Below are 20,334 nucleotides of genomic sequence, written 5' to 3'. Positions count from 1 at the left end.
GTCGACTCCGGCTGGGTGCAGAATAGGGCGTTAAGCCCGGATCGGGGTACTGGCGTCGCGCTCAGGTCTCTTTTTCGCTGAGGTATCGGTAGATGGTAGCCTTAGAGAGGCTGTAGTGGGCCATCAGAGCTTTGATCAGCGTTCCGGCTGCGCGCTTTTCGCGAAGCTCAGCGATTTGTTCTGCTGTAAGGGCGGGCCGTTTGCCAAACTGAACGCCGCGATCTTTAGCCTTTTTGATCCCGTCCATCTGGCGTTCGGCACGGATTTCGGTTTCGAACTGGCCGATGGCCCCAAGCATGTTGAACAGCAGCCTCCCTGTTGCGTCGGATGTGTCGATGTTCTGATCGAGGACGACCAGATCGATGCCTTTTTCGCGCAGGGTCTCGGCGATCTGACACAGGTGTAGCGTTGAGCGCGCCAATCGGTCGATGCGCGTGACGACAAGCTGATCCCCGTCACGGACATAATTCAGGCATTCTTTCAACTGAGGTCGGGCATCGGTCGTTCCGCTTCGTTTTTCTTCGAAGAGCTTGTCACAATCGGCAAGCTTCTCGCGCTGAACATCCAGGGATTGTCCGACGGAGCTGACGCGGGCGTATCCAACTTTGGCCATGAGATTTTGAACCTGGGGGTCTCGAATAAATTAAGAGGTCTTGCGACAATCATATTGAGACATTGAAAAAGACATGGCAAGCGAATGGTCTCGATTTCTACACTTTCAAAGACCCCATCCCATAAAGAAAGAACAATCCGATGGCACACCGAGTAGTCCTGACAGCGCGACAACGCGCGGCGCTTTTTGATCTTCCCACCGATGAAGCTTCGCTGTTGAGGCACTACACCTTGGATGATGAAGACATCGAGCATATCGGCACCCGGCGGCGGCCTGAAAATCAGCTCGGCTTTGCGCTTCAGCTTTGTGCCTTTCGGTATCCAGGTCGCCTGCTGAAAGCAGGAGAAGTCATTCCTGAACCCGTTTGCCGCTTTGTGGCCGCGCAGCTCGGATTAAAACCAGATAATCTCCTGCCATATGCCACGCGAGAAAAGACCCGCCGGGAACATCTGGATGCTCTGCGCAAGATGTACGGGTACAAGATGTTCTCCGGCAAGCGCGCCAAAAAGATGCGGAACTGGCTGGACCGAAATGCCCAAGCCGCGCAATCCAGTCAGGCTCTGGTGCGTGGGTTCGCAGAAGAATGCCGCAGACAGCAGATCATTCTGCCGGGAACTTCGGTCATCGAACGTCATTGTGCTGATGCATTGGTCGCCGCTGAACATAGAATTGAGGCGCGCATAGCCGCTCGCCTCGATGCAAATGCGCGCGCCAAGCTCGAAAAATTGCTGGCCGAAGAGGTGGGTGGTCGGGTCAGTCGGTTTGTCTGGTTACGGCGGTTTGAGGTTGGAAAAAACTCTGCCGACATCAACCGCCAGCTCAACCGATTGGAATTTCTGCAACGGCTCGCGTTGCCACCAGCAATCCTCGACGACATCCCGGCGCACCGGGTCGCGCAATTGCGCCGCCAAGGCGAAAGGTATTTCACGGATGGGCTTCGAGACATCACCAGTGATCGTCGTTTGGCCATCCTTGCCACCTGCATCGTGGAATGGTCGGCTGCCATTGCAGACACTGTGGTCGAGACCCATGACCGGATCGTGGGGTCGATCTGGCGAGAGGCAAAGAGGATTTGCGATGCCCGTGTTACAGAGGCGCAATCGGAGATCGCAGCGACTTTAGCGGGGTTCGAGACGTTGGGCACGACCTTGCTGCTGGCAAAAGGTGATGACACGGCTGTCGCCGGTGCTGTGGATGCGTCCTGTGGTTGGGGCATGCTGGAAAACCTCGTCGCAACGGCAGGAGCGCTCGGCAAGACCGTCAAAGCGGATGCCTTGGCTTACGTCGAGAAGGGGTATCACCGCTTCAAGCTCTATGCCCCGCGAATGCTGGCGGCCTTGGACATTGCCTGCGCCAGCGTGACGGAACCCTTGCTCGCAGCGGCTGATGTGATCCGCGACAAGCAGGATATCCCAAGCCGGTCTGCGCCGTTTCTGAAACCGCAGTCGAAATGGCGAGGCCACCTGCAGAATCCAGAAACCAACCGGGAGCGTCTTTGGGTCGTCGCGGTATTGTTCCATCTGCGCGAAGCCTTCAGATCCGGGGATGTCTGGCTTGCTCATTCCCGCCGCTACAGCGACATGAAACAGGGCCTGGTTCCGGTCGAGGCCGCTCAAACCATGGGGCTGTCGATGCCATTGGAACCGGACGTCTGGATCGCAGATCGAAAACAACGGCTGGAAGACGGGCTGCACAGGCTTGCCATGGCGGTCAAAAATGGAACCCTCCCCGGCGGCGTCATCGAGGATGGCCGCTTGCGCGTCGACCGGCTTGAAGCTGATGTACCTGCGGAGGCCGATAGCCTCATCCTTGATCTTTATCGCCGTCTGCCAGAGGTGAGGATAACGGATATCCTTATGGACGTGGACAATGATACCGGGTTCACCGATGCCTTCACCCATCTGCGCACCGGGGCACCGTGCAAAGACAGGCTCGGATTGTTGAACGTCATTCTCGCTGAGGGTCTAAATCTTGGGCTGAGTAAGATGGCCGGAGCTAGCAGCACGCATAGTTTTACCCAACTGGCGCGACTTTCGAACTGGCATGTGGAAAGCGAGGCTATCAATCGGGCATTGGCCAACGTGATCGAAGCGCAAGCACAGTTGCCAATGGCAAAGTACTGGGGTGCCGGTGAAACTGCTTCCAGTGACGGGCAATTCTTTCCGACCACGCGGCAAGGCGAGGCGATGAATCTGATCAATGCGAAGTACGGTCATGAACCCGGCCTGAAAGCCTATACCCATGTAACAGATCAGTATGGCCCCTTTGCTGCGCAGGTTATCCCTGCCACGGTGAACGAGGCCCCATATATATTGGATGGGTTGCTGATGAACCCGACCGGAAAACGGATCAAAGAACAGTATGCCGATACTGGTGGCTTCACCGATCTTGTGTTCGCCGCCACTTCGCTGCTTGGCTATCTGTTCATCCCGCGCATCAGGGATTTGCCGTCTAAACGGCTGCATGTCTTTGATCGGCGCAGTGTCCCGACTGAGCTGAAGGGCTTGGTGGGTGACAAAATCCGGGAAACCACCATCATCGCCAACTGGCCGGATGTTCTGCGCTGCATTGCGACGATGCTTTCCGGCAGGATGCAACCCAGTCAACTCCTGAAGAAACTGGCGGCGCGGCCGAGACAACACGACCTGGCCATTGCCCTACGCGAAATCGGGCGGGTTGAACGAACACTCTTCATCATCGAATGGGCGCTCGACACGGATATGCAGCGTCGCGCCAACATTGGTCTCAATAAAGGTGAGGCGCACCATGCTTTGAAAAGTGCCCTACGGATTGGTCGGCAGGGAGAAATCAGAGATCGCACAATCGAAGGTCAACACTTCCGCATTGCAGGACTGAACCTGCTCACCGCAATCATCATCTACTGGAATACAAAACAGCTCGGCATAGCGGTCGCGCAGCGGAAAAAGGCCGGGTTGGACACGCCAGCCTATCTTCTTTCACACATCTCGCCCCTTGGATGGGCACATATTATCCTCACCGGTGAATATAGGTGGCGACAGATCGAAGCCATTGCCACTTAGAAGGGCCGGGCGCTCATTCGGTCTCAATACCCTCCTGAAGCACATGCTTCGGGTAGGTAGATTAGTTTTGGCAAAACTGCCACACGACCTTACAAATAACAGCATTGCGGCGTATTTTTTTCAAACTTTATTTGTATCCGAACTAAATCGAGTACGTTGTTTTGAATGAGTGAAGCTTTGGTAAGAATGAGAAAAAACGAAAAACAGGCATGTTTGAGAACAACCCTGAAGGATGAACACACCTATACTTCAGGGTCACGCGTCCAGATTTTTGCGTGGTCGCTCCTGTCGACGACATTGATGACTTCTGGCGCATATGCTCAGAGCTTTACGATCCAAAACGGACAGATTGTTGGTCAACAAACCCTGACAACTCCTGGTGATGTGGGTACAGTGGATGCCGGTGGGACCATCAATGCCGGGGGTGATGGCATCGTTGATGCCGGGGCCGTCGATAACCTGACCGTGCTAAACAATGGATCAATTGTTTCTGGCGCTAACGGTGTGAACTTTGATGGGAACTCTAGCGCTCTCACAAACAACGGGGGCATCACCGCAACAGTTGATGGTCTTCGGTTCCAGGACGGGTCAGTTGTGACCAACGGTGGTACAATTTCAGCCAGCGATGATGGCCTGGATGGACAAGATTCAAACACGATAACGAATAATGGCACAATTACATCAGCAGGGAGTGGTAGTTCTGCTAATAACAACAGCATCGAGGTTCAGGACAACAACACCGTAACAAACAACGGAACGTTGATTTCAGCAGACGATGTAATTGATGCCGGTGATACTAACACCCTCGTAAACTCTGCCACTGGTATCATCAATGCAGGCGACGACGGTTTTGATATCGGAGATGGGAATAGCGTCACAAACCGCGGAACAATAACAGCCACAGACCGGGGGATTCAAGCAGGTGATGATCTTACGGCCATCAATTCGGGAACTATCACCGCGGGTGACGATGGTATCCTTGGTCAAGACAACGGGTTTGTAGACAATTCCGGCACCGTTACGACGACCAGTGGAGGCACCGGAAATGTGGCCGTTGCTTTGAACAATGGCACGGTCATCAACTCCGGTACGTTAGATGGCGGGATTGGCATTCAGTTCGCCACCGGCATGGGAACGGTTATCAGTTCTGGCGCAATTACCGGCCGAGCCGGTACGGCGCTGGATTTTGCTCTGGGCGCCTTTGATGATCAGGCAACGTTACAGACCGGGAGCACTACAACCGGTAATATTCTACTCAAAGGTGGGAATGACACGCTGACCAGTGATGGAGGAATTGTTGGTGATATTCTCGCAGACACCGGCGATGATTCCGCAACCTTTACCAGCAACAGCACAACGGTGGGCCAAATACTGATGGGGGACGGCTCCGATCTTGTAACCTTTTCAGGTGGAGATTTCAGCGGCGTTACCCTGTTCGATGGCGGCGATGATACTGGCCTTGCCGACGGATTTGTCGACGTTCTGACCTTTACCGGAACCAGCGGGGCTCTGACCGGCACGAATGTCATCAACTGGGAGAACGTAGTGATCGGAGCAGGGTCCACGATTTCGTTCACTGATAACCTGCTCGTCGCAGGAGCGCTTCAAACCAATGCAGGCGGTATTCTGAATGCCGCTGGCGGGTTTTCTCTGACCGGCGCACTGACGAACAATGGGATAGTGTCCACCCGAAATGGTGCGGCAGGGGATGTGGTGTCTGTGAGCGGCGATTATTCCGGCAGCGGTCAGTTGCAAGTTGATGTCGATTTCACCTCAGATACAGCGGATTCGTTGCAAGTCGCCGGTGACGTGAACGGGGGAACAACAGCCATCGCCGTAACCGATGTCTCAACAGGTCTGGCATCAGGCAATGACGTTCTGGTCGTTGATGTGGCCGGGACAACATCCGCCGGTGACTTTGCGCTGGCGAGTGGCCCGGTCGCATCCGGGGCTTTCTCTTATGACCTTGAGCTCATTGGCAGCCAATTCTTTCTAAGCAGCATCGGCGTAAATGGAACCGGAGCGGTTTATGAGGCAACGCCTTCGGTGCTGCTCGGCTTCACAGACCTGCCGACACTGGAACAACGTGTTGGTCAGAGGCAATGGTTGTCTCGGGACAGTGAGCGGGGCCCGGTACAACCTCAGGAAGGCGCGTGGCTGCGCCTTTATGGTAACCGTTTTGACATTTCACCCGACTCCAGCACCTCAGGTCTGAATTACGACACACAAAGATGGGGCCTCCAGTTCGGTGCGGATGTTGCTATTGACGAAGGTGACAACGGGTTTTGGGTTGTGGGTGTTACAGGTCAACTTGGCAGCGTTAGCGCGGATGTGACAAACGCTCTTGGGCGCGGCGATATCGATGCAGACGGGGTCGGGATTGGCGCAACTGCAACCTGGTATGGAAATTCCGGCACTTACTTCGATGCCCAGGCACAGTTGAACTGGATAGATACTGATTTTTCATCGTCAACCAGTGGATCATTAGGATCGGATGTTTCCTCGAAAGCCTATGCTTTGAGTTTCGAGGTCGGCCATCTGTACGAACTGGATGAACAGAACGCTCTTGTGCCGCAAGCGCAGCTGACCTGGGGCGGCTGGGATGGAGATGATTTTACCGACAACGCGGGGAATGTTGTAGATTTCAACTCAGAAACTAGCCTGATCGGCCGCATTGGTCTGGCCTATGAGCATGAGTACACTGAAGGATATTTCTTTGGCGATCATAGCCGGGGTGCTGGATATGCCGGGCACCGTGAAAAAGTCTACGTCATCGGAAACATCCTGCACCAGTTTGCGGGATCGACAACAGTTGGCGTTTCTGGAAGCAACCTGTCGTTGGAAAACCAGACGACATGGGCTGAAATTGGTCTCGGTGGGTCGATTGTTTGGGAAGAAGATAAAACGCTCTACCTTGAAGCCGCCTATAGCTCATCACTAGATGGCGGCGGAGATAGTCACGGATATGGTTTAACAGCAGGATTCAGGATGCTTTGGTGAAATATCGCATCAACAGGCGGAGCAGTTTTCACTCGCCGGACCTGAATGACGTTCATCATTCCCTCTGGTAAGTGACCGGGCCCCATCAGCACGAAGCCTTCCGAAAAATGCGGCTGAAAGGCAGTTATCCAATCTACCTGCATGAAGAAATCTCTTACCGCCCTATTCTGCACTTAGCCGGAGTCGACCCCTACTGCGTCGAAAATGGTGGAACATACGAGATCCGTCGTGCCGCCGACGGCTCGCAGACCGGGGTCTGCATCCTCGAGGACGGCGCCGAGGTCGAAGCCTGGGACTATTTCAGGGAAAAGGCGGGATGAAGTGACGGCGGTCGTTGGGTACCGCATGCATTGATGACCGCTTTGTACCAGAAGCGCCGGCCGGAACGGTCGGTTCGAATGTCTGGAAGGTCCCGCATTCTGTGAATTCAATCTCTAAAATCGAATGACTGCAACGGTGGCGTGGCTTGTGGCCCCGCCGCTTTTGTTCGTTGGGCCAGCGGGATTTGGCCAAGCCAAACGCCCCTGGCCGTCAGGGGGAAGGCGCTGCCTTCCCCCTCGGGCAACCCTATTAGACAAAACCGTGTCCTCGCTGCGCTGCGGGCCGCACCACTTTTGTCGAATAGCATTGCCTCGCCCCCATCCGCGTTCGCCACGTGGCAGATCAGCAGGAACAGGCGGCTTCGCCGTCTGAACCTGCAAATCAGCCCTGATTTTCCAAAAAGGGAAGTCAGATCAACGCAACAGGCCACACGGGCAAAAACAGGGATTGGGTCAGTTTATGACGTTTGGGTCAAATTCATCTGACATTCAACATTTACCAAGTGGCGGACCGAGGAGGATTCGAACCCCCGACCCCTTGATTCGTAGTCAAGTACTCTATCCAGCTGAGCTATCGGTCCGCGTTGGTGAGGCGCTATTTAGACCCGCCGCCCGAGACGTGCAACCCGATTCTTCAAAAATATTTCAAAAACCCGCATCGCCGCGCGGAAGCCTTATTTCAAAGGCCGTGCCATCGGGTCCGGTGCGGCTCAGCACCAGTTCGCCGCCATGTCCGCGCACCAATTCCTGCGAAATCGCCAGCCCCAGCCCTGACCCGCCTTTGCGCACGCCGCCCTGAAATGGCGTGAACAGATTCTCCTGCGCGCGGAGCGGCAGTCCCGGACCGGTGTCTTCGATGTCTATGAGCCAGGCGTCGTCGTCCTCGCGCGCGGACACGGTGATCCGGCCCGGCTGCCCTGACGCCACCAGCGCCTGTCGGGCGTTGCGTACGAGGTTCATCAGAACCCGGAACATCTGTTCGGGGTCAGCGCGAATGACCATGTCTTCGGGAACTTCGTTACGAATCTCGATACGCGCGTCGTCTACGGCCAGCGCCTCGCTGCCGACCACATCCGCCGCCACGTTGCGCAGGCGCACCATGGTCAGCGTCGGCGCCGGCTCTTCGGCGCGGCCGAAGGCCAGCGTGCTTTCACACAGGGAAACGGCGCGGGTGATCGAGTTGACCAGCTTGGGCGCCATGCGACGCACCAACGGGTCTTCGCTGGACTCGAGCCGGTCGGTGAACAGCTGGGCCGAGGTCAGGATGTTGCGCAGATCGTGGCTGACCTTGGCCACCGCACCACCAAGTTGCGCAAGCCTCTCGCGCTGTTTCAGGGCCTGGGTCAGGTCGGTCTGCAACATCTGCAGGGCTTCTTCGGCCTCGCGCAGTTCGGTCACCTTTGACTGGGGCGAAATGATCCCGCGCGCGTCTTCGGGCGCACGCGCATAGCGCTGCATGTAGCCCACCACGCCCTTGATCGGACGAACAAGGACCACCCGCACAGCCAGAAACAGGAAAAACGCGGTGATGATCGAGATGACGAAGGACAGGCCGAGGATGCGCAGACCATAATCGATCATCGCCATCCGCAGGGGCGCCGTATCCATCGTGACCTCGATCAGCAGGCCGGCGTCTCGGACCGGCTGGCCGATCACGCGGATGATCTCGTTTTCGGGGGTGAACAGCCGCAGCATCGCATCGCGGATCAGAACCCACGGCCCCGCCTCGCGCAGATCAAAGGTCTTGGACACGTCGCCGGGAATGGGCGAGGACAGCATCAGCTGGCGCACCTCGTCCCGGCGCAGCACCACGTTGTAGACCCCGGCATTGGCTAGAAGCTCGGCCTCCAGCTCTTCGGCCAGCATGTCGTCGGCCAGCAGCGCCAGCGAGGCGATCTGGGCGCGTTCTAGCCGGTTCAGAAGGAAATCCTCGCGGAAGCGCGCGATCGACGGCACGAAGATCAGCACCTCGGCCAACATCACGAAGACCGTCGTCAAGATCAGGAAACGACCCGACAGCGAGTTCAAGTGGCGCTCCTTTCCCGATCAGGGGAGCCAACGCTGGACCAGCCTGACCACCCGTTCAACCATCTGATTTTCAAACAGTCTTGGCGAGAAATAGGCGCCCGCCACCCGTTTGTTAAGCTCTCCGATCGTGGGATAGGGCGACACCATCGCCGCGATCTGGCTCATCTTCAGGTTATTGGCCAGCGCCAGAGACCACAAGTTGATCAATTCGCCCGCCTGATGCCCCACGATTGTGGCCCCCACCGGGCGCCCCTTGACGACCATGACCTTGATGAACCCGGTCGTTTTGCGTTCGGCCACGGCACGATCGTTGTGGGCATAGTCGAACCGGGCGATCTCGACCTTGTCGCCGTGGCGGTCGCGCGCCTGCGCCTCGGTCAGACCAACCTGAGCCAGTTCGGGGTTGGTATAGGTCGCCCAGGGGATATGCGACGTCCTCGCCTTGGACGGCAGCCCGAACAGGGCCGATCGGATGATGACCCCGGCATGATACCCCGCCACATGGGTGAACTGCAGCCCGCCCGCGACGTCGCCGATCGCGTAGACCCTGCGGTTGGTGGTGCGCAGGCTGTCATCCACCTTGATGCCCGTGCGCGTCTGCTCGACCCCGGCAGCCTGCAGGTTCAGGCGGTCGGTGTTGGCCTTGCGTCCCACCGCCAGCAGCAGGTTTGAGCCCGCGTGGACCGCGCGATCCTCGGTGACGACCTCGACCGCGCCGGCCTTCCCGCGCACCCGGGCCACCATCGCGTGTTCCAGAATTTCGACCCCTTCGGCGCGCAGAGCCTCCAATACCACTGCGGCCGCCTCGGGGTCATCATTGCCCAGCGCCCGCGCGCCTTCGATCACCGTCACCTTGCAGCCCAGCCGGGCATGCGCCTGCGCCATTTCCATGCCGATAGGTCCCCCGCCGATGATCAGCAGGTGGTCGGGCTTGTCGCGCAGGTCGAAGATGGTCTCGTTGGTCTCATACGGCACCTCATCCAGCCCCGGGATCGGCGGCACCAGCGGCGACGAGCCCGTGGCCAGCACCACGCGACGGGGGGTGATGACGAAATGGCCGGCCTGAACCTGCGTGGGCGACAGAAAGCTCCCCCAGTCACGAATGACGCGCACGCCGAAACCTTCGAACCGTTCCTGGCTGTCCATGGGCTCGATCTGCGCGATCACGTCCCGCACATGGTCTATTGCGGCGGCATAGTCCACCTGTGGCGCGTGTTCGGCAACGCCGAACGGCGCGGCATGGCTTTGTGCATGGGCTAGCTTGGCGCTGGCCAGCAGGGCCTTGGACGGGACGCAGCCATAATTCAGGCAGTCGCCACCCATCTTGTGCCCTTCCAGCAGGATCACGTCAGCGCCCATCTGGCTGGCCCCAGCGGCCACCGACAGGCCGCCCGACCCGGCCCCGATCACCAGGATGTCGGTCTTGAGGTTTTGCATGGATCAAAGGCCCCTTCGGCCGCGAATGGTTTTGAGGAAAATCGGCAGAGCCGCCAGCGCGCACAGCCCCAGGATTGGGCCGATCACGAAGGGCTCGGTCAGCAGCGACAGGTCTGGCGTCTCGCCCCGGTCGAACACGCCGCCCAGGCCGACGCCGATCCAAGTATAGACGATGCCGCCCGGAATGATGCCCAGCGCCGTGGTCAGCAGAAAGTTCCGGAACCTCACCCCCACCAGCGCCGGGATCAGATTGGCAACGAAAAACGGCACCACCGGCACCAGCCGCATCAGGAACAGCACCGGGATCTCGTTCTCGCGCAACCCGTCCTTGATTCGCTTGACGGTGCCTTCCGAGGCCTCCAGCCGCGCCGTCAACGCCTCGCCCAAACCCCAGCGGGCCGCCAGAAAGATCGCCGAGGCACCCAAGGTTGCGGCAAATACGTTGAACACGGTGCCCGCGAACAGCCCGAACAGGAACCCGCCCGTCATCGAGGCCACGGCCGCACCGGGCAAAGAAAAGGTGACGATCAGGACATAGACCAGGAAGAAAACCCCCGCCAACGACCAGTAGTTGGCATCACGCCAGGCCAACAGCGCCTCGCGATTATCGCGCAGGGTCTCAAAGGTCAGGTAGTCGCCCAGCGCAAAGAACCCGACGACGGCAACCGTCAGGATCACGATCAGGGGAATATGTCGGGCCAGCCCATTGCGCGGCACCTGGGTGGTTTCGGTCATTTCGTGGTCCGGGTTCGAATGCTTCATCAGACCCACAAGATGCGCGCTTGGCCTCCTGTGCAACAGGGTCTTCACGCCGGGTTGAACACGCACCGGTTCAATGTGAGAAATCCGCCGTCCTCGGGCTGATTCTGAAACTTTTGGCTGGTCGCCCGGCAGAATTGTTGCAAAAGGCAAGAAAACCGTTGCTATGGGGTTTGACTTGCCCGCCGGTTCCCAGTAGAGGACGGGCTTCGAACACCACGGGCAGGCGAATCCGCGCCGCACCCGACCGCCAAAGATTGGAGACGGAGCGATGAAACGCACCTATCAGCCTTCGAACCTGGTTCGCAAACGCCGCCACGGTTTCCGCGCGCGCATGGCCACCAAGGCCGGCCGCAAGATCCTGAACGCTCGCCGTGCCCGCGGCCGCAAGTCGCTGAGCGCATAAACCGCGCGACCTTTCAGGTTTAGAACATGACGCCGCCGGAGGCCCCTGTGGATGGCACTGACCACCCCGGGGATATGCCCCCGGCGGTGTCCGTTTGCGCGCCTGCCTTGTCGGTACTGCGCAAGCGCAGCGATTTCCTTAGGGCCGCACGGGCCCGACGACAGGGCACGCCTTCCATGATGGTGCAGGCCCGCAAGCGCGCGCCGGATGAGGCCGAGGGCATTCGCGTCGGGTTCACCTGCTCGAAGAAGGTCGGCAATGCCGTAGCCCGCAACCGGGCCAAGCGCCGGCTGCGCGAGGCGGCCCGCGCCGTTCTTCCGGACCATGGCCGGGACGGGTGGGATTACGTCCTGATCGGTCGGGTCGAGGTGACCGCCGCCCGCCCCTTCGGCGCTCTGCTGGACGATCTGCGCCAGGCCCTGCGCAAGATCCACAGCCCGCGCAAATGACCCCTCTTGCCCATATCCTCGCGCTGCCAATCCGGGCCTATCGGCTGATCTTCAGTCCCTGGGTGGGGTTCAACTGCCGCTATCAGCCGACCTGCTCGGCCTATGCGCTGGAAGCGCTGGAAAAGCACGGTCCGATCAAGGGCGCTTGGCTGGCCGCGCGCCGTATCGGGCGCTGCCACCCCTGGGGGGGTGACGGCTATGACCCGGTGCCCGACGACAAACCCGACGCGCCCTGATCTGACACCCCGTCACGCTTGACCCAAGGGGGTGCGCCGCTGAACATCGGTTTCATCAACAACCGTCCGAGGCGCCCATGTCCAGATCCAACGCCCGCCAGTCTCTGCCCACGCATGAGGTGACAAACCAACCGCCCGAGCGCGGCGACGCTGACCTGTGGACCTCGGACCCGGTTCTGCGCGATTGCGCCACGCGCGCCGGGGCGCGGACGGCCCCGCTGGCCGCCTATGGGGCCGCTCTGGGCCGGAGCGAAACCCGCGACGCCGGGCGCGACGCCAACATGCACCCGCCCAAACTCTGCCTCTTCGACCGGGGCGGCCGCCGTCTGGACGAGGTGCGGTTCCACCCGGCCTATCATCACATGATGGATCTGAGCCAATCGGCAGGCTATGCCGCGCTGGCCTGGGACGGAGCATCGGGCGGTCACGCCACTCATGCCGCGATGGTCTATCTGGCCAGCCAGGTCGAGCCGGGCCATTGCTGCCCGCTGACCATGACCTATGCCGCCGTGCCGGCGCTGGCCGCCAACCCCGAACTGGCCGATATCTGGCGCCCGAAACTGACCGCCAACACCTATGACCCAGCCCCCCGCCCGATCGGAGAAAAACGCTCGGCGACCTTGGGCATGGCGGTGACCGAGAAACAGGGCGGCTCGGACGTGCGTGGCAATACCACCACCGCCACCCGTGACGGTGAGGCCTGGCGGCTGCGCGGCCACAAATGGTTCTGCTCGGCCCCGATGTCCGACGGGTTCCTCACGCTGGCGCAGGCTCCGGGCGGGCTGACCTGTTTTCTGCTGCCCCGCTGGCTGGAGGGCGAGCGCAACGCCATCCACCTGATGCGCCTCAAGGACAAGCTGGGCAACCGCGCCAACGCCTCGTCCGAAGTCGAGTTCCACGACGCGCTGGCCTATCAACTGGGGGACGAGGGGGCCGGCGTACGCACGATCATCGAGATGGTGCATCACACCCGGCTCGACACCGCGATGGCACCCGCCGGCCTGATGCGTGCGGCCTTGTCCGAAGCGCATCACTGGGTTAACCACCGCAGCGCCTTTCAGCGCCGCTTGATCGACCAGCCGCTGATGCGTGCCGTTCTGGCCGACCTTGCGCTGGACTGGGAAGGCGCCCTGACCCTGGGCCTGCGCGTGGCACGCGCCTTTGACGGGGACACCGCCGAAGACCGCGCGTTTGCCCGGATCGGGGTGGCGCTGGCCAAGTTCCTGTCGAACAAGCGCTGCCCCGTCGTTGCGGTCGAGGCGATGGAGGTGCTGGGTGGCATGGGCTATGTCGAGGACACGCCGATGCCGATGATCTATCGCGAAGCGCCGCTGAACGGCATCTGGGAGGGGTCCGGCAACGTGATCTGCCTGGACATTCTACGCAGCCTTGCGCGCGACCCGCTGGCCGGCCAGACAGTACATGCCGAACTGGACGCGGCAACCGGAGCCGACCGCCGCTATGACGCCGCCCTGAAGGCGCATCGCGACCGTTGGCCCACCCTGCCCCCCGAGGCCGAGGCCCGCTGGTTCGCCGAGGCCACCGCGCATCTGCTGACCGCCGCACTGCTGCTGCGCCACGCGCCCGGTGCGGTGGCCGATGGATATATTGCCACGCGGGTTCTGGGCGAAAGCGGGCGCATACCCGGATCGGTCTCGGGGCTGGACACCGACGCCCTGCTGGGCCGGCTGTCCGGCTAGGCGGGCCTTGCTCGGTCGGCGCATCTGCGGTAGGGGCTGCGCATGTTCGACGAAGCCGACGATATCCATCCGCTGTTTGCCGGTGCGCCCTCGACCACCGAGTTCAAGAAGCTGCGCAAACGCATCGTGCGCCAGACGCGCGAGGCGATCGAGCAATACGGCATGGTTGACCCGTCGGCCCATGACAAGGATGGCAAGCCGCCGCGCTGGCTGGTCTGCCTGTCGGGCGGCAAGGACAGCTATACCCTGCTGGCCGTTCTGTACGAGCTGAAGTGGCGCGGCCTGCTGCCCGTGGACCTGCTGGCCTGCAATCTGGATCAGGGGCAGCCGGGCTTTCCGGCCACCGTGCTGCCCGAGTTTCTGGAACGCATGGGCGTGCCGCACCGGATCGAGTACCAGGACACCTATTCCATCGTGGTCGACAAGGTGCCGCAGGGCCGCACCTATTGCGCGCTGTGCTCGCGTTTGCGCCGCGGCAACCTGTACCGGATCGCGCGCGAGGAAGGGTGCTCGGCTGTGGTGCTGGGTCATCACCGCGATGACATCCTGGAAACCTTCTTCATGAACCTGTTCCACGGCGGCCGTCTGGCGACCATGCCCCCGAAACTGGTGAACGAGGATGGCGACCTGTTCGTTTATCGCCCTCTGGCCCATGTGGCCGAGGCCGATTGCGAGAAATTCGCCAAGGCGATGAACTATCCGATTATTCCCTGCGACCTGTGCGGCAGCCAGGACGGCCTGCAACGCCAGCAGGTCAAACAGATTCTGGACCAATGGGAAAAGAACAGTCCCGGCCGCCGGCAGGTGATGTTCCGTGCGCTGACCAATGCGCGTCCGTCCCACTTGCTAGACCCTGATCTCTTCGACTTTGCCGGCCTTTCGCTGAAACCCCGAAAAAACCCGGATGATCAGGGCGAAATACCGCGGTTGCGTTAACTTCTGACTCAGATTGGTTTTCTACCCTCGCCCTGCACGACAACGCCAAGGACGAGGGCCGAAACCCGATGCGGACCCATACTTTCTTCAGACAGATCCGGCACGCGCTGCTGACGGTTCTCTCGATTCCGCAGGGGCTGGCATTCGTTCCCGCACTCAGCCTCGCCGCATTCTGGCTGGGTGGAGAAACCGCGCTGATCGTCGCGGCCCTTGGCCTGCCCTTGGCCTTTCTGATCGCCCTGCGCCTGACTGACAATACCTTGCCCGACGGCCAGAATATCTCGGGCCTGGTTTCCAACGACGCGTTCCGAACCCGGCTGGAGCAGATGCACCTGGCGGCGCGGGAGACTGGGTGCGATGCCGCCTGTCTGGTCGTCGCCGTGGATCAGTTCGACGACCTTCAGGAACTGCACGGTTCCGCCGCCGCCGATTTAATCGCACAGCGATTCGGCGACCGGGTTCTATCGGTCATACGCAGTCAGGACGTCGCGACCCGCATTTCCCGAAATACGTTCCTGATTGGCATGCACCCCTCCACGCAGCTCGGGCTCGAGGCTTGCATTCAGGCATCGGGCCGCATTCAGAGCGTTGTCGAGGAACCCGTTCCGCTCAACAGCGTCAGCGTCTACCTGTCCTGCTCGATCGGGTTCTGCCTGCAGTCAATGGTTCCCGATGGACCGGCATCCGACTGGATCGAGGCCGCACAGGCCGCGCTGTCCGAAGCGCAGCGCAACGGGCCGTCGACGATCCGGGCCTTTTCCACCGAGACCCGGCGCCGGTCTCTGATCCATGTCAATCTCCGCAAAGAGCTTGAGGCGGCGCTGGACAACGGCGAAATCCAGCCGTGTTTCCAGCCACAGGTTTCGACCGATACGGGGGACGTCACCGGTTTCGAGGCTCTGGCGCGCTGGAATCACCCCACCAAAGGGGTACTGCGCCCGCAGGTCTTCCTGCCTTTCGCAGAGCAGGCCAACCTGATGGGAATGCTTGGCCAGGCCATTCGACACCAGGCCTTTTCGGCCATGCGCGATTGGGATCGCGCGGGGGCGGTGGTGCCCAGGATCGGCATCAACTTTTCGTCGGAGGAACTGCGCGACCCCAAGCTGATCGACCGCCTCAAATGGGAACTGGACCAGTACGACCTGACCCCGGAGCGGCTGGCTGTCGAAGTTCTCGAGACAGTGTTCGCTCGGCATCCCGACGATATCATTGCGCGCAACGTGGCGCAGATGTCCGCCATGGGCTGCCATATCGATCTGGATGACTTCGGCACCGGGCATGCGGCCTTCGCGTCGATCAAACGTTTCAACGTGAACCGCATCAAGATCGACCGGTCCTTTGTCACCAACGCCGACAAGGACCCTGAACAGCAACAGCTCGTCGGCGCGATACTGACGATGGCCGAACGCCTGAACCTGGAAACTTTGGCCGAGGGCGTCGAGACCCCCGGCGAGCATGCGCTGATGGCGCAGTTGGGCTGCCACCATGTTCAGGGCTATGGAATTGCCAAACCGATGCCCTGGGAAGAGACCGTGCGGTGGATCACCAACCACCGCAACAGCCTCAAGGGAGCGCCCGCGATCGGACGGAAAATGGGAGGAGAATCCTGAAATCGCCGCCTGCATTGCCGCTGCAACGGGCAAACAGCGGCGATTCCGCTTGACCTTTCGGGCTGCACTCTGTTGAACCCTGCGGTGTCTTTCACTGCTCAAGGTGGCTGTCCCCGATGGACGATCAGAACAAGAATCTCATCCTCGCAACCGCGCTCAGCTTTCTCGTGATCCTCGTGTGGTTCGTGCTGTTCCCTCCGCCGGAACCCGCCACGAACCTCGACCGAACCGAGATCAGTGCGACCGATGGTGACGGGCTCCAAACACCGAGCGCCGCCGGGCCTTCGACCATTGGCGAGACCACCTCGGAAGCCGCTGAAGCGGCCCCCGAGTCCAACGCGCCGCGGCTCGAGATCGACACCCCGCGCCTGACGGGCAGTCTTTCGCTTTCGGGTGGTCGGATCGATGAGCTGTTTCTGAAGGATTACAAGGTCTCGCTCGAAGAAGACGCGCCCATCGTCGAACTTCTGTCGCCGGTCGGATCGGAATCCGCATATTACGCGCTGTATGGTTGGGCCCCCGGCGCCGGACTTGCTGGGGCCGACGTGCCCGGCCCGAATACCTTGTGGGAAATTGAGAGTGGCGAAACGCTGGGCGTGGACAGCCCGGTCACTTTGGTCTGGAACAACGGCAAGGGCCTGACCTTCCGTCGCACGATCGCGGTGGACGAAGACTATATGTTCACGGTGACCCAGTCGGTTGAGAACGCGAGCCAGACCGAGGTCGGCATGGCGCCGTATGGCATCCTTGCCAGGCATGGCATGGGCGAGGATGGCGATCTTCCGGGATTGAAGAATTTCTTCATCCTGCACGAAGGCGTCATTGGCATGGCGGACGGGACGTTGTCCGAAGTCGATTATGGGGATGTCCGAGAATTCGACATCGACCCGAACGAACGCGCCCAGGCTGAGGTCTATCAGGTGAAGGAAAACGGCTGGATCGGCTTTACCGATCACTACTGGATGACCACACTGATCCCCGAGCCGGGCTCGGCCTTCAAGGCCGCCGCGAAATACGACGCCCGCCGCAAGATCTATCAGACCGAAACAGTACTGCCGACCTTGACGGTCGCACCCGGCGAAACCTCCCAGGTTACCACCCGGCTGTTTGCGGGGGCGAAGGAATGGGAAACCATCCGCGAATATCAGGCGCAGGGCGTTCAGAAATTCATCGACAGCATCGATTGGGGCTGGTTCTTCTTCCTGACCAAGCCGATCTTCTGGCTGCTGCACAACATCAACGCCCTGATCGGCAACATGGGTTGGTCGATCATCGGGCTTACTCTGATCATCAAGGCGATTCTGTTCCCGCTGGCCTTCAAGTCCTATGTCTCGATGGCCAAAATGAAAGAGCTTCAGCCGCAGATGGAAGCCCTCAAAGAGGCCGCTGGCGACGACCGCCAAAAGATGCAGCAGGGCATGATGGAGCTGTACAAGAAGGAAAAGGTCAACCCGGCTGCCGGCTGTCTGCCGATACTGCTGCAAATTCCGATCTTCTTCTCGCTGTACAAGGTGATTTTCGTCACCATCGAATTGCGCCACGCGCCCTGGTTCGGCCCGTTCCGCGATCTGAGCGCGCCGGACCCGACCTCGATCATGAACCTGTTTGGGCTGCTGCCCTGGGCCGGTCCCGAGCCGGGAACCCTGATGGCGACCATCTTCATCGGGATCCTGCCGCTGTTGCTGGGTATCTCGATGTGGCTGCAGCAAAAGCTGAACCCGGCGCCCACCGATCCGACCCAGGCCATGATCTTTGCCTGGATGCCTTGGGTCTTCATGTTCATGCTGGGCAGCTTCGCCAGCGGGCTGGTGATTTACTGGATCGCGAACAACACGATCACGTTTACCCAGCAGTACCTGATCATGCGCAGCCAGGGCTACAAGCCTGACGTGTTTGGCAACATCAAGTCCGGCTTCAAGCGAACACCGAAAACGGACGGCAAATGACGGGGGCGGTCACCGAAATCTGGCGGCACCCGATCAAGAGCCACGGCAGGGAAACCCTGTCCGAAGTCACCCTCATCCCCGGGCAGACCATGCCCGGGGATCGTGTTTGGGCGGTGGCGCATGAAATGTCCGAGGCCGACGGATCCGAATGGGCGCCCTGCGCAAATTTCAGCCGCGGTTCGAAGGCACCCCGCCTAATGGCGATCTCGGCCGTTCTGGACGGGGATCGCGTGACACTCAGCCACCCGGATCGGCCAGATCTGACCTTCCACCCAGACACCCAGCAGGATCTGTTTCTGGATTGGGTCCGCCCGCTCATGCCCGCCGACCGCGCGGCCTCGGCCCGGATCGTCCGAGTTCCGGGGCGGGGCATGACCGACAGCGACTACCCCTCGATCAGCCTTTGCAATATGGCCTCGCACCGCGCGGTCGAGCAAAGACTGGGCCGCAAGCTGTCGATCTGCCGCTGGCGGGGCAATATCTGGTTCGACGGCCTTCCTCTGTGGGAAGAATTCGACTGGCTGGATCGCGAGGTCCGGATCGGTGATACCGTTTTTCACGTCAAGGAGCGGATCACCCGCTGCCTGGCAACCACCGCCAACCCCGAGACCGGCCAGCGCGACGCCGACACGCTGGGCGCGCTACGCAGTTGGGACCACCAGGATTTCGGCGTCTATGCGACTGTGATCCGCGGTGGCACGATCCGGCGCGGAGACGAGGTGCAGGTCCTATGAATACATTGCCTTTCCCTTTGGCCCCCGAGCCCGACGCATTCGCGTTGGAAAAAGGCCGCAAGCTGTTTGCCGGGCCGTCCGAATTCGTCAAGGGCGTCGTGGCGATGAACGGCCTTCCCGCCCCCGACCGGATCGAGGTCTGTTTCGCCGGCCGGTCGAACGTGGGCAAGTCCAGCCTGATCAACGCCCTGACCGGCACCAAGGGGTTGGCCCGCGCATCGAACACGCCGGGCCGCACGCAAGAGATCAACTTCTTCACCCAGGGCCCCGACCTGTATCTGGTTGACCTGCCCGGCTATGGCTATGCCAACGCTCCGGTCAAGGTGGTCGAGAAGTGGCAGCGCCTTCTGAAACAGTATCTGAGCGGGCGGCAGACCCTGCGCCGGGCCTTCGTACTGATTGATTCCCGCCACGGAGTGAAGCCCGTGGATGACGAGATCATGAAGCTGCTGGACACCAGCGCCGTGACCTTTCAATGCGTGATGACCAAGGCCGACAAGGTCAAGGCCAAGGACCGCGAAAAGGTTCTGGCCCAGGTGCGCGGCGCCTTGTCCAAACACCCCGCCGCCTATCCCGAGATCGTGCTGACCTCGTCCGAGAAGGGCGACGGCATCCCGACGCTGCGTTCGATCATCGCCAATCTGGAATGATGCTGCTGCGCGTCATATCGGTGCTGACGCTGGTTGCTGTGATGGTACCCGGTGCAATCCCGATGGCTGGATGCCCACGCGCAACTCGGACGGGGCGATTCTGATGGTGATCTGCACCGGCGACGGCCTGGTCGAGCGCTGGATCAACCCGGGCGAGGACGCCCCGGACCACGACGAAACCGACGAACGCAGCGCCTGCCCCTGTGGCGGGGTGAATCTGGCAGGCCAATTGCCCGAAGTGGGAGCGGTGCTGCCGGCCGACTGGCCGATTGCCGCGCGTTGGGCGCATCTGGATTTCACCCATCGCAGCGCCGGGTTCCACACCCGGTACGATGCCCCGGGTCCGCCCCACCTCTCTTGAGACCGAGAACAAGACTTGAATCCTCAGCCGCCCGGCCGGAGATGTTCCGAATTTCTGGAGAATGAAATGGTACAAGACGGCCAAACCGGTGGCGCTCAGGCGAGCCGG

General features: G+C 60.6%; 17 protein-coding genes and 1 tRNA gene. 13 read left to right on the top strand and 5 right to left on the bottom strand.

Annotation, left to right across the window (positions count from 1 at the left end; genetic code table 11):
• Positions 1-61 precede the first annotated feature (61 nt).
• A complete protein-coding gene (locus AC2FMN_RS05015) occupies positions 62-613 on the bottom strand; it encodes a recombinase family protein (protein ID WP_257601508.1) in 552 nt (183 codons plus the stop codon).
• A gap of 140 nt (positions 614-753) precedes the next feature.
• Here AC2FMN_RS05015 and AC2FMN_RS05010 point away from each other — a divergent pair, with 140 nt between their 5' ends.
• From AC2FMN_RS05010 to AC2FMN_RS05000, 3 genes are all read left to right on the top strand, one after another.
• Positions 754-3,654, top strand: a complete 2,901-nt coding sequence (locus tag AC2FMN_RS05010; protein ID WP_257601509.1) for a Tn3 family transposase — start codon at positions 754-756, stop codon at positions 3,652-3,654.
• A 165-nt stretch (positions 3,655-3,819) separates the two neighbouring features.
• Positions 3,820-6,654: an autotransporter family protein gene (locus AC2FMN_RS05005; RefSeq protein WP_257601510.1), complete on the top strand. Its 2,835-nt coding sequence runs from the start codon at positions 3,820-3,822 to the stop codon at positions 6,652-6,654.
• A gap of 71 nt (positions 6,655-6,725) precedes the next feature.
• Complete coding sequence (locus AC2FMN_RS05000; protein ID WP_496686705.1) at positions 6,726-6,974, top strand: putative hemolysin; 249 nt, start codon at positions 6,726-6,728, stop codon at positions 6,972-6,974.
• A 504-nt stretch (positions 6,975-7,478) separates the two neighbouring features.
• Here the strand turns inward: AC2FMN_RS05000 and AC2FMN_RS04995 are convergent.
• The 4 genes from AC2FMN_RS04995 to AC2FMN_RS04980 all read right to left on the bottom strand — a co-directional run bounded on the left by AC2FMN_RS04995 (position 7,479) and on the right by AC2FMN_RS04980 (position 11,201).
• A tRNA-Arg gene (locus AC2FMN_RS04995) sits at positions 7,479-7,555 on the bottom strand.
• A gap of 64 nt (positions 7,556-7,619) precedes the next feature.
• Entirely contained in the window at positions 7,620-8,954 is a 1,335-nt protein-coding gene (locus AC2FMN_RS04990) for a sensor histidine kinase (RefSeq protein ID WP_496686955.1), read from the bottom strand.
• Between the two features lie 66 nt (positions 8,955-9,020).
• Positions 9,021-10,439 carry a dihydrolipoyl dehydrogenase family protein gene (locus AC2FMN_RS04985; RefSeq protein WP_496686703.1) on the bottom strand — a complete coding sequence of 473 codons (1,419 nt, stop codon included), beginning with the start codon at positions 10,437-10,439 and terminating at the stop codon, positions 9,021-9,023.
• 3 nt (positions 10,440-10,442) lie between these two features.
• Positions 10,443-11,201: a TVP38/TMEM64 family protein gene (locus AC2FMN_RS04980; protein ID WP_496686702.1), complete on the bottom strand. Its 759-nt coding sequence runs from the start codon at positions 11,199-11,201 to the stop codon at positions 10,443-10,445.
• Positions 11,202-11,469: 268 nt separating this feature from the next.
• On the opposite strand from AC2FMN_RS04980, the gene rpmH reads away from it, so the two are divergent.
• From rpmH to AC2FMN_RS04930, 10 genes are all read left to right on the top strand, one after another.
• Positions 11,470-11,604 carry a 50S ribosomal protein L34 gene (gene rpmH / locus AC2FMN_RS04975; protein WP_005980833.1) on the top strand — a complete coding sequence of 45 codons (135 nt, stop codon included), beginning with the start codon at positions 11,470-11,472 and terminating at the stop codon, positions 11,602-11,604.
• A 26-nt stretch (positions 11,605-11,630) separates the two neighbouring features.
• Entirely contained in the window at positions 11,631-12,053 is a 423-nt protein-coding gene (gene rnpA / locus AC2FMN_RS04970) for a ribonuclease P protein component (protein WP_496686700.1), read from the top strand.
• On the top strand, positions 12,050-12,289 hold the full coding sequence (gene yidD, locus AC2FMN_RS04965; protein ID WP_093965416.1) for a membrane protein insertion efficiency factor YidD: 240 nt from the start codon (positions 12,050-12,052) through the stop codon (positions 12,287-12,289). The genes rnpA and yidD overlap by 4 nt, the downstream gene beginning before the upstream one ends.
• Positions 12,290-12,366: 77 nt before the next feature.
• On the top strand, positions 12,367-13,989 hold the full coding sequence (locus AC2FMN_RS04960) for an acyl-CoA dehydrogenase family protein (protein WP_496686698.1): 1,623 nt from the start codon (positions 12,367-12,369) through the stop codon (positions 13,987-13,989).
• Positions 13,990-14,031: 42 nt separating this feature from the next.
• On the top strand, positions 14,032-14,925 hold the full coding sequence (gene ttcA, locus AC2FMN_RS04955) for a tRNA 2-thiocytidine(32) synthetase TtcA (RefSeq protein WP_496679153.1): 894 nt from the start codon (positions 14,032-14,034) through the stop codon (positions 14,923-14,925).
• A gap of 68 nt (positions 14,926-14,993) precedes the next feature.
• Positions 14,994-16,535, top strand: a complete 1,542-nt coding sequence (locus tag AC2FMN_RS04950; protein WP_496679154.1) for a putative bifunctional diguanylate cyclase/phosphodiesterase — start codon at positions 14,994-14,996, stop codon at positions 16,533-16,535.
• A 116-nt stretch (positions 16,536-16,651) separates the two neighbouring features.
• Complete coding sequence (gene yidC, locus AC2FMN_RS04945; protein WP_496679156.1) at positions 16,652-18,481, top strand: membrane protein insertase YidC; 1,830 nt, start codon at positions 16,652-16,654, stop codon at positions 18,479-18,481.
• Positions 18,478-19,215 (top strand): MOSC domain-containing protein, encoded by a 738-nt coding sequence (locus tag AC2FMN_RS04940; RefSeq protein ID WP_496686696.1) that lies wholly within the window; start codon positions 18,478-18,480, stop codon positions 19,213-19,215. Before yidC ends, AC2FMN_RS04940 begins: the two co-directional genes overlap by 4 nt.
• The gene (yihA, locus tag AC2FMN_RS04935) at positions 19,212-19,865 is read left to right on the top strand and encodes a ribosome biogenesis GTP-binding protein YihA/YsxC (RefSeq protein ID WP_496679161.1); all 654 of its coding nucleotides are present in this window, start codon (positions 19,212-19,214) and stop codon (positions 19,863-19,865) included. The genes AC2FMN_RS04940 and yihA overlap by 4 nt, the downstream gene beginning before the upstream one ends.
• 70 nt (positions 19,866-19,935) lie before the next feature.
• A complete protein-coding gene (locus AC2FMN_RS04930; protein ID WP_496686695.1) occupies positions 19,936-20,226 on the top strand; it encodes a DUF2946 domain-containing protein in 291 nt (96 codons plus the stop codon).
• Positions 20,227-20,334: the final 108 nt, after the last annotated feature.

The sequence above is a fragment of the Ruegeria sp. BHSC037 genome (assembly GCF_059613045.1).
Note: the sequence above shows the minus strand (reverse complement) of the source record. Positions and strands in the feature narration are given on the sequence as shown.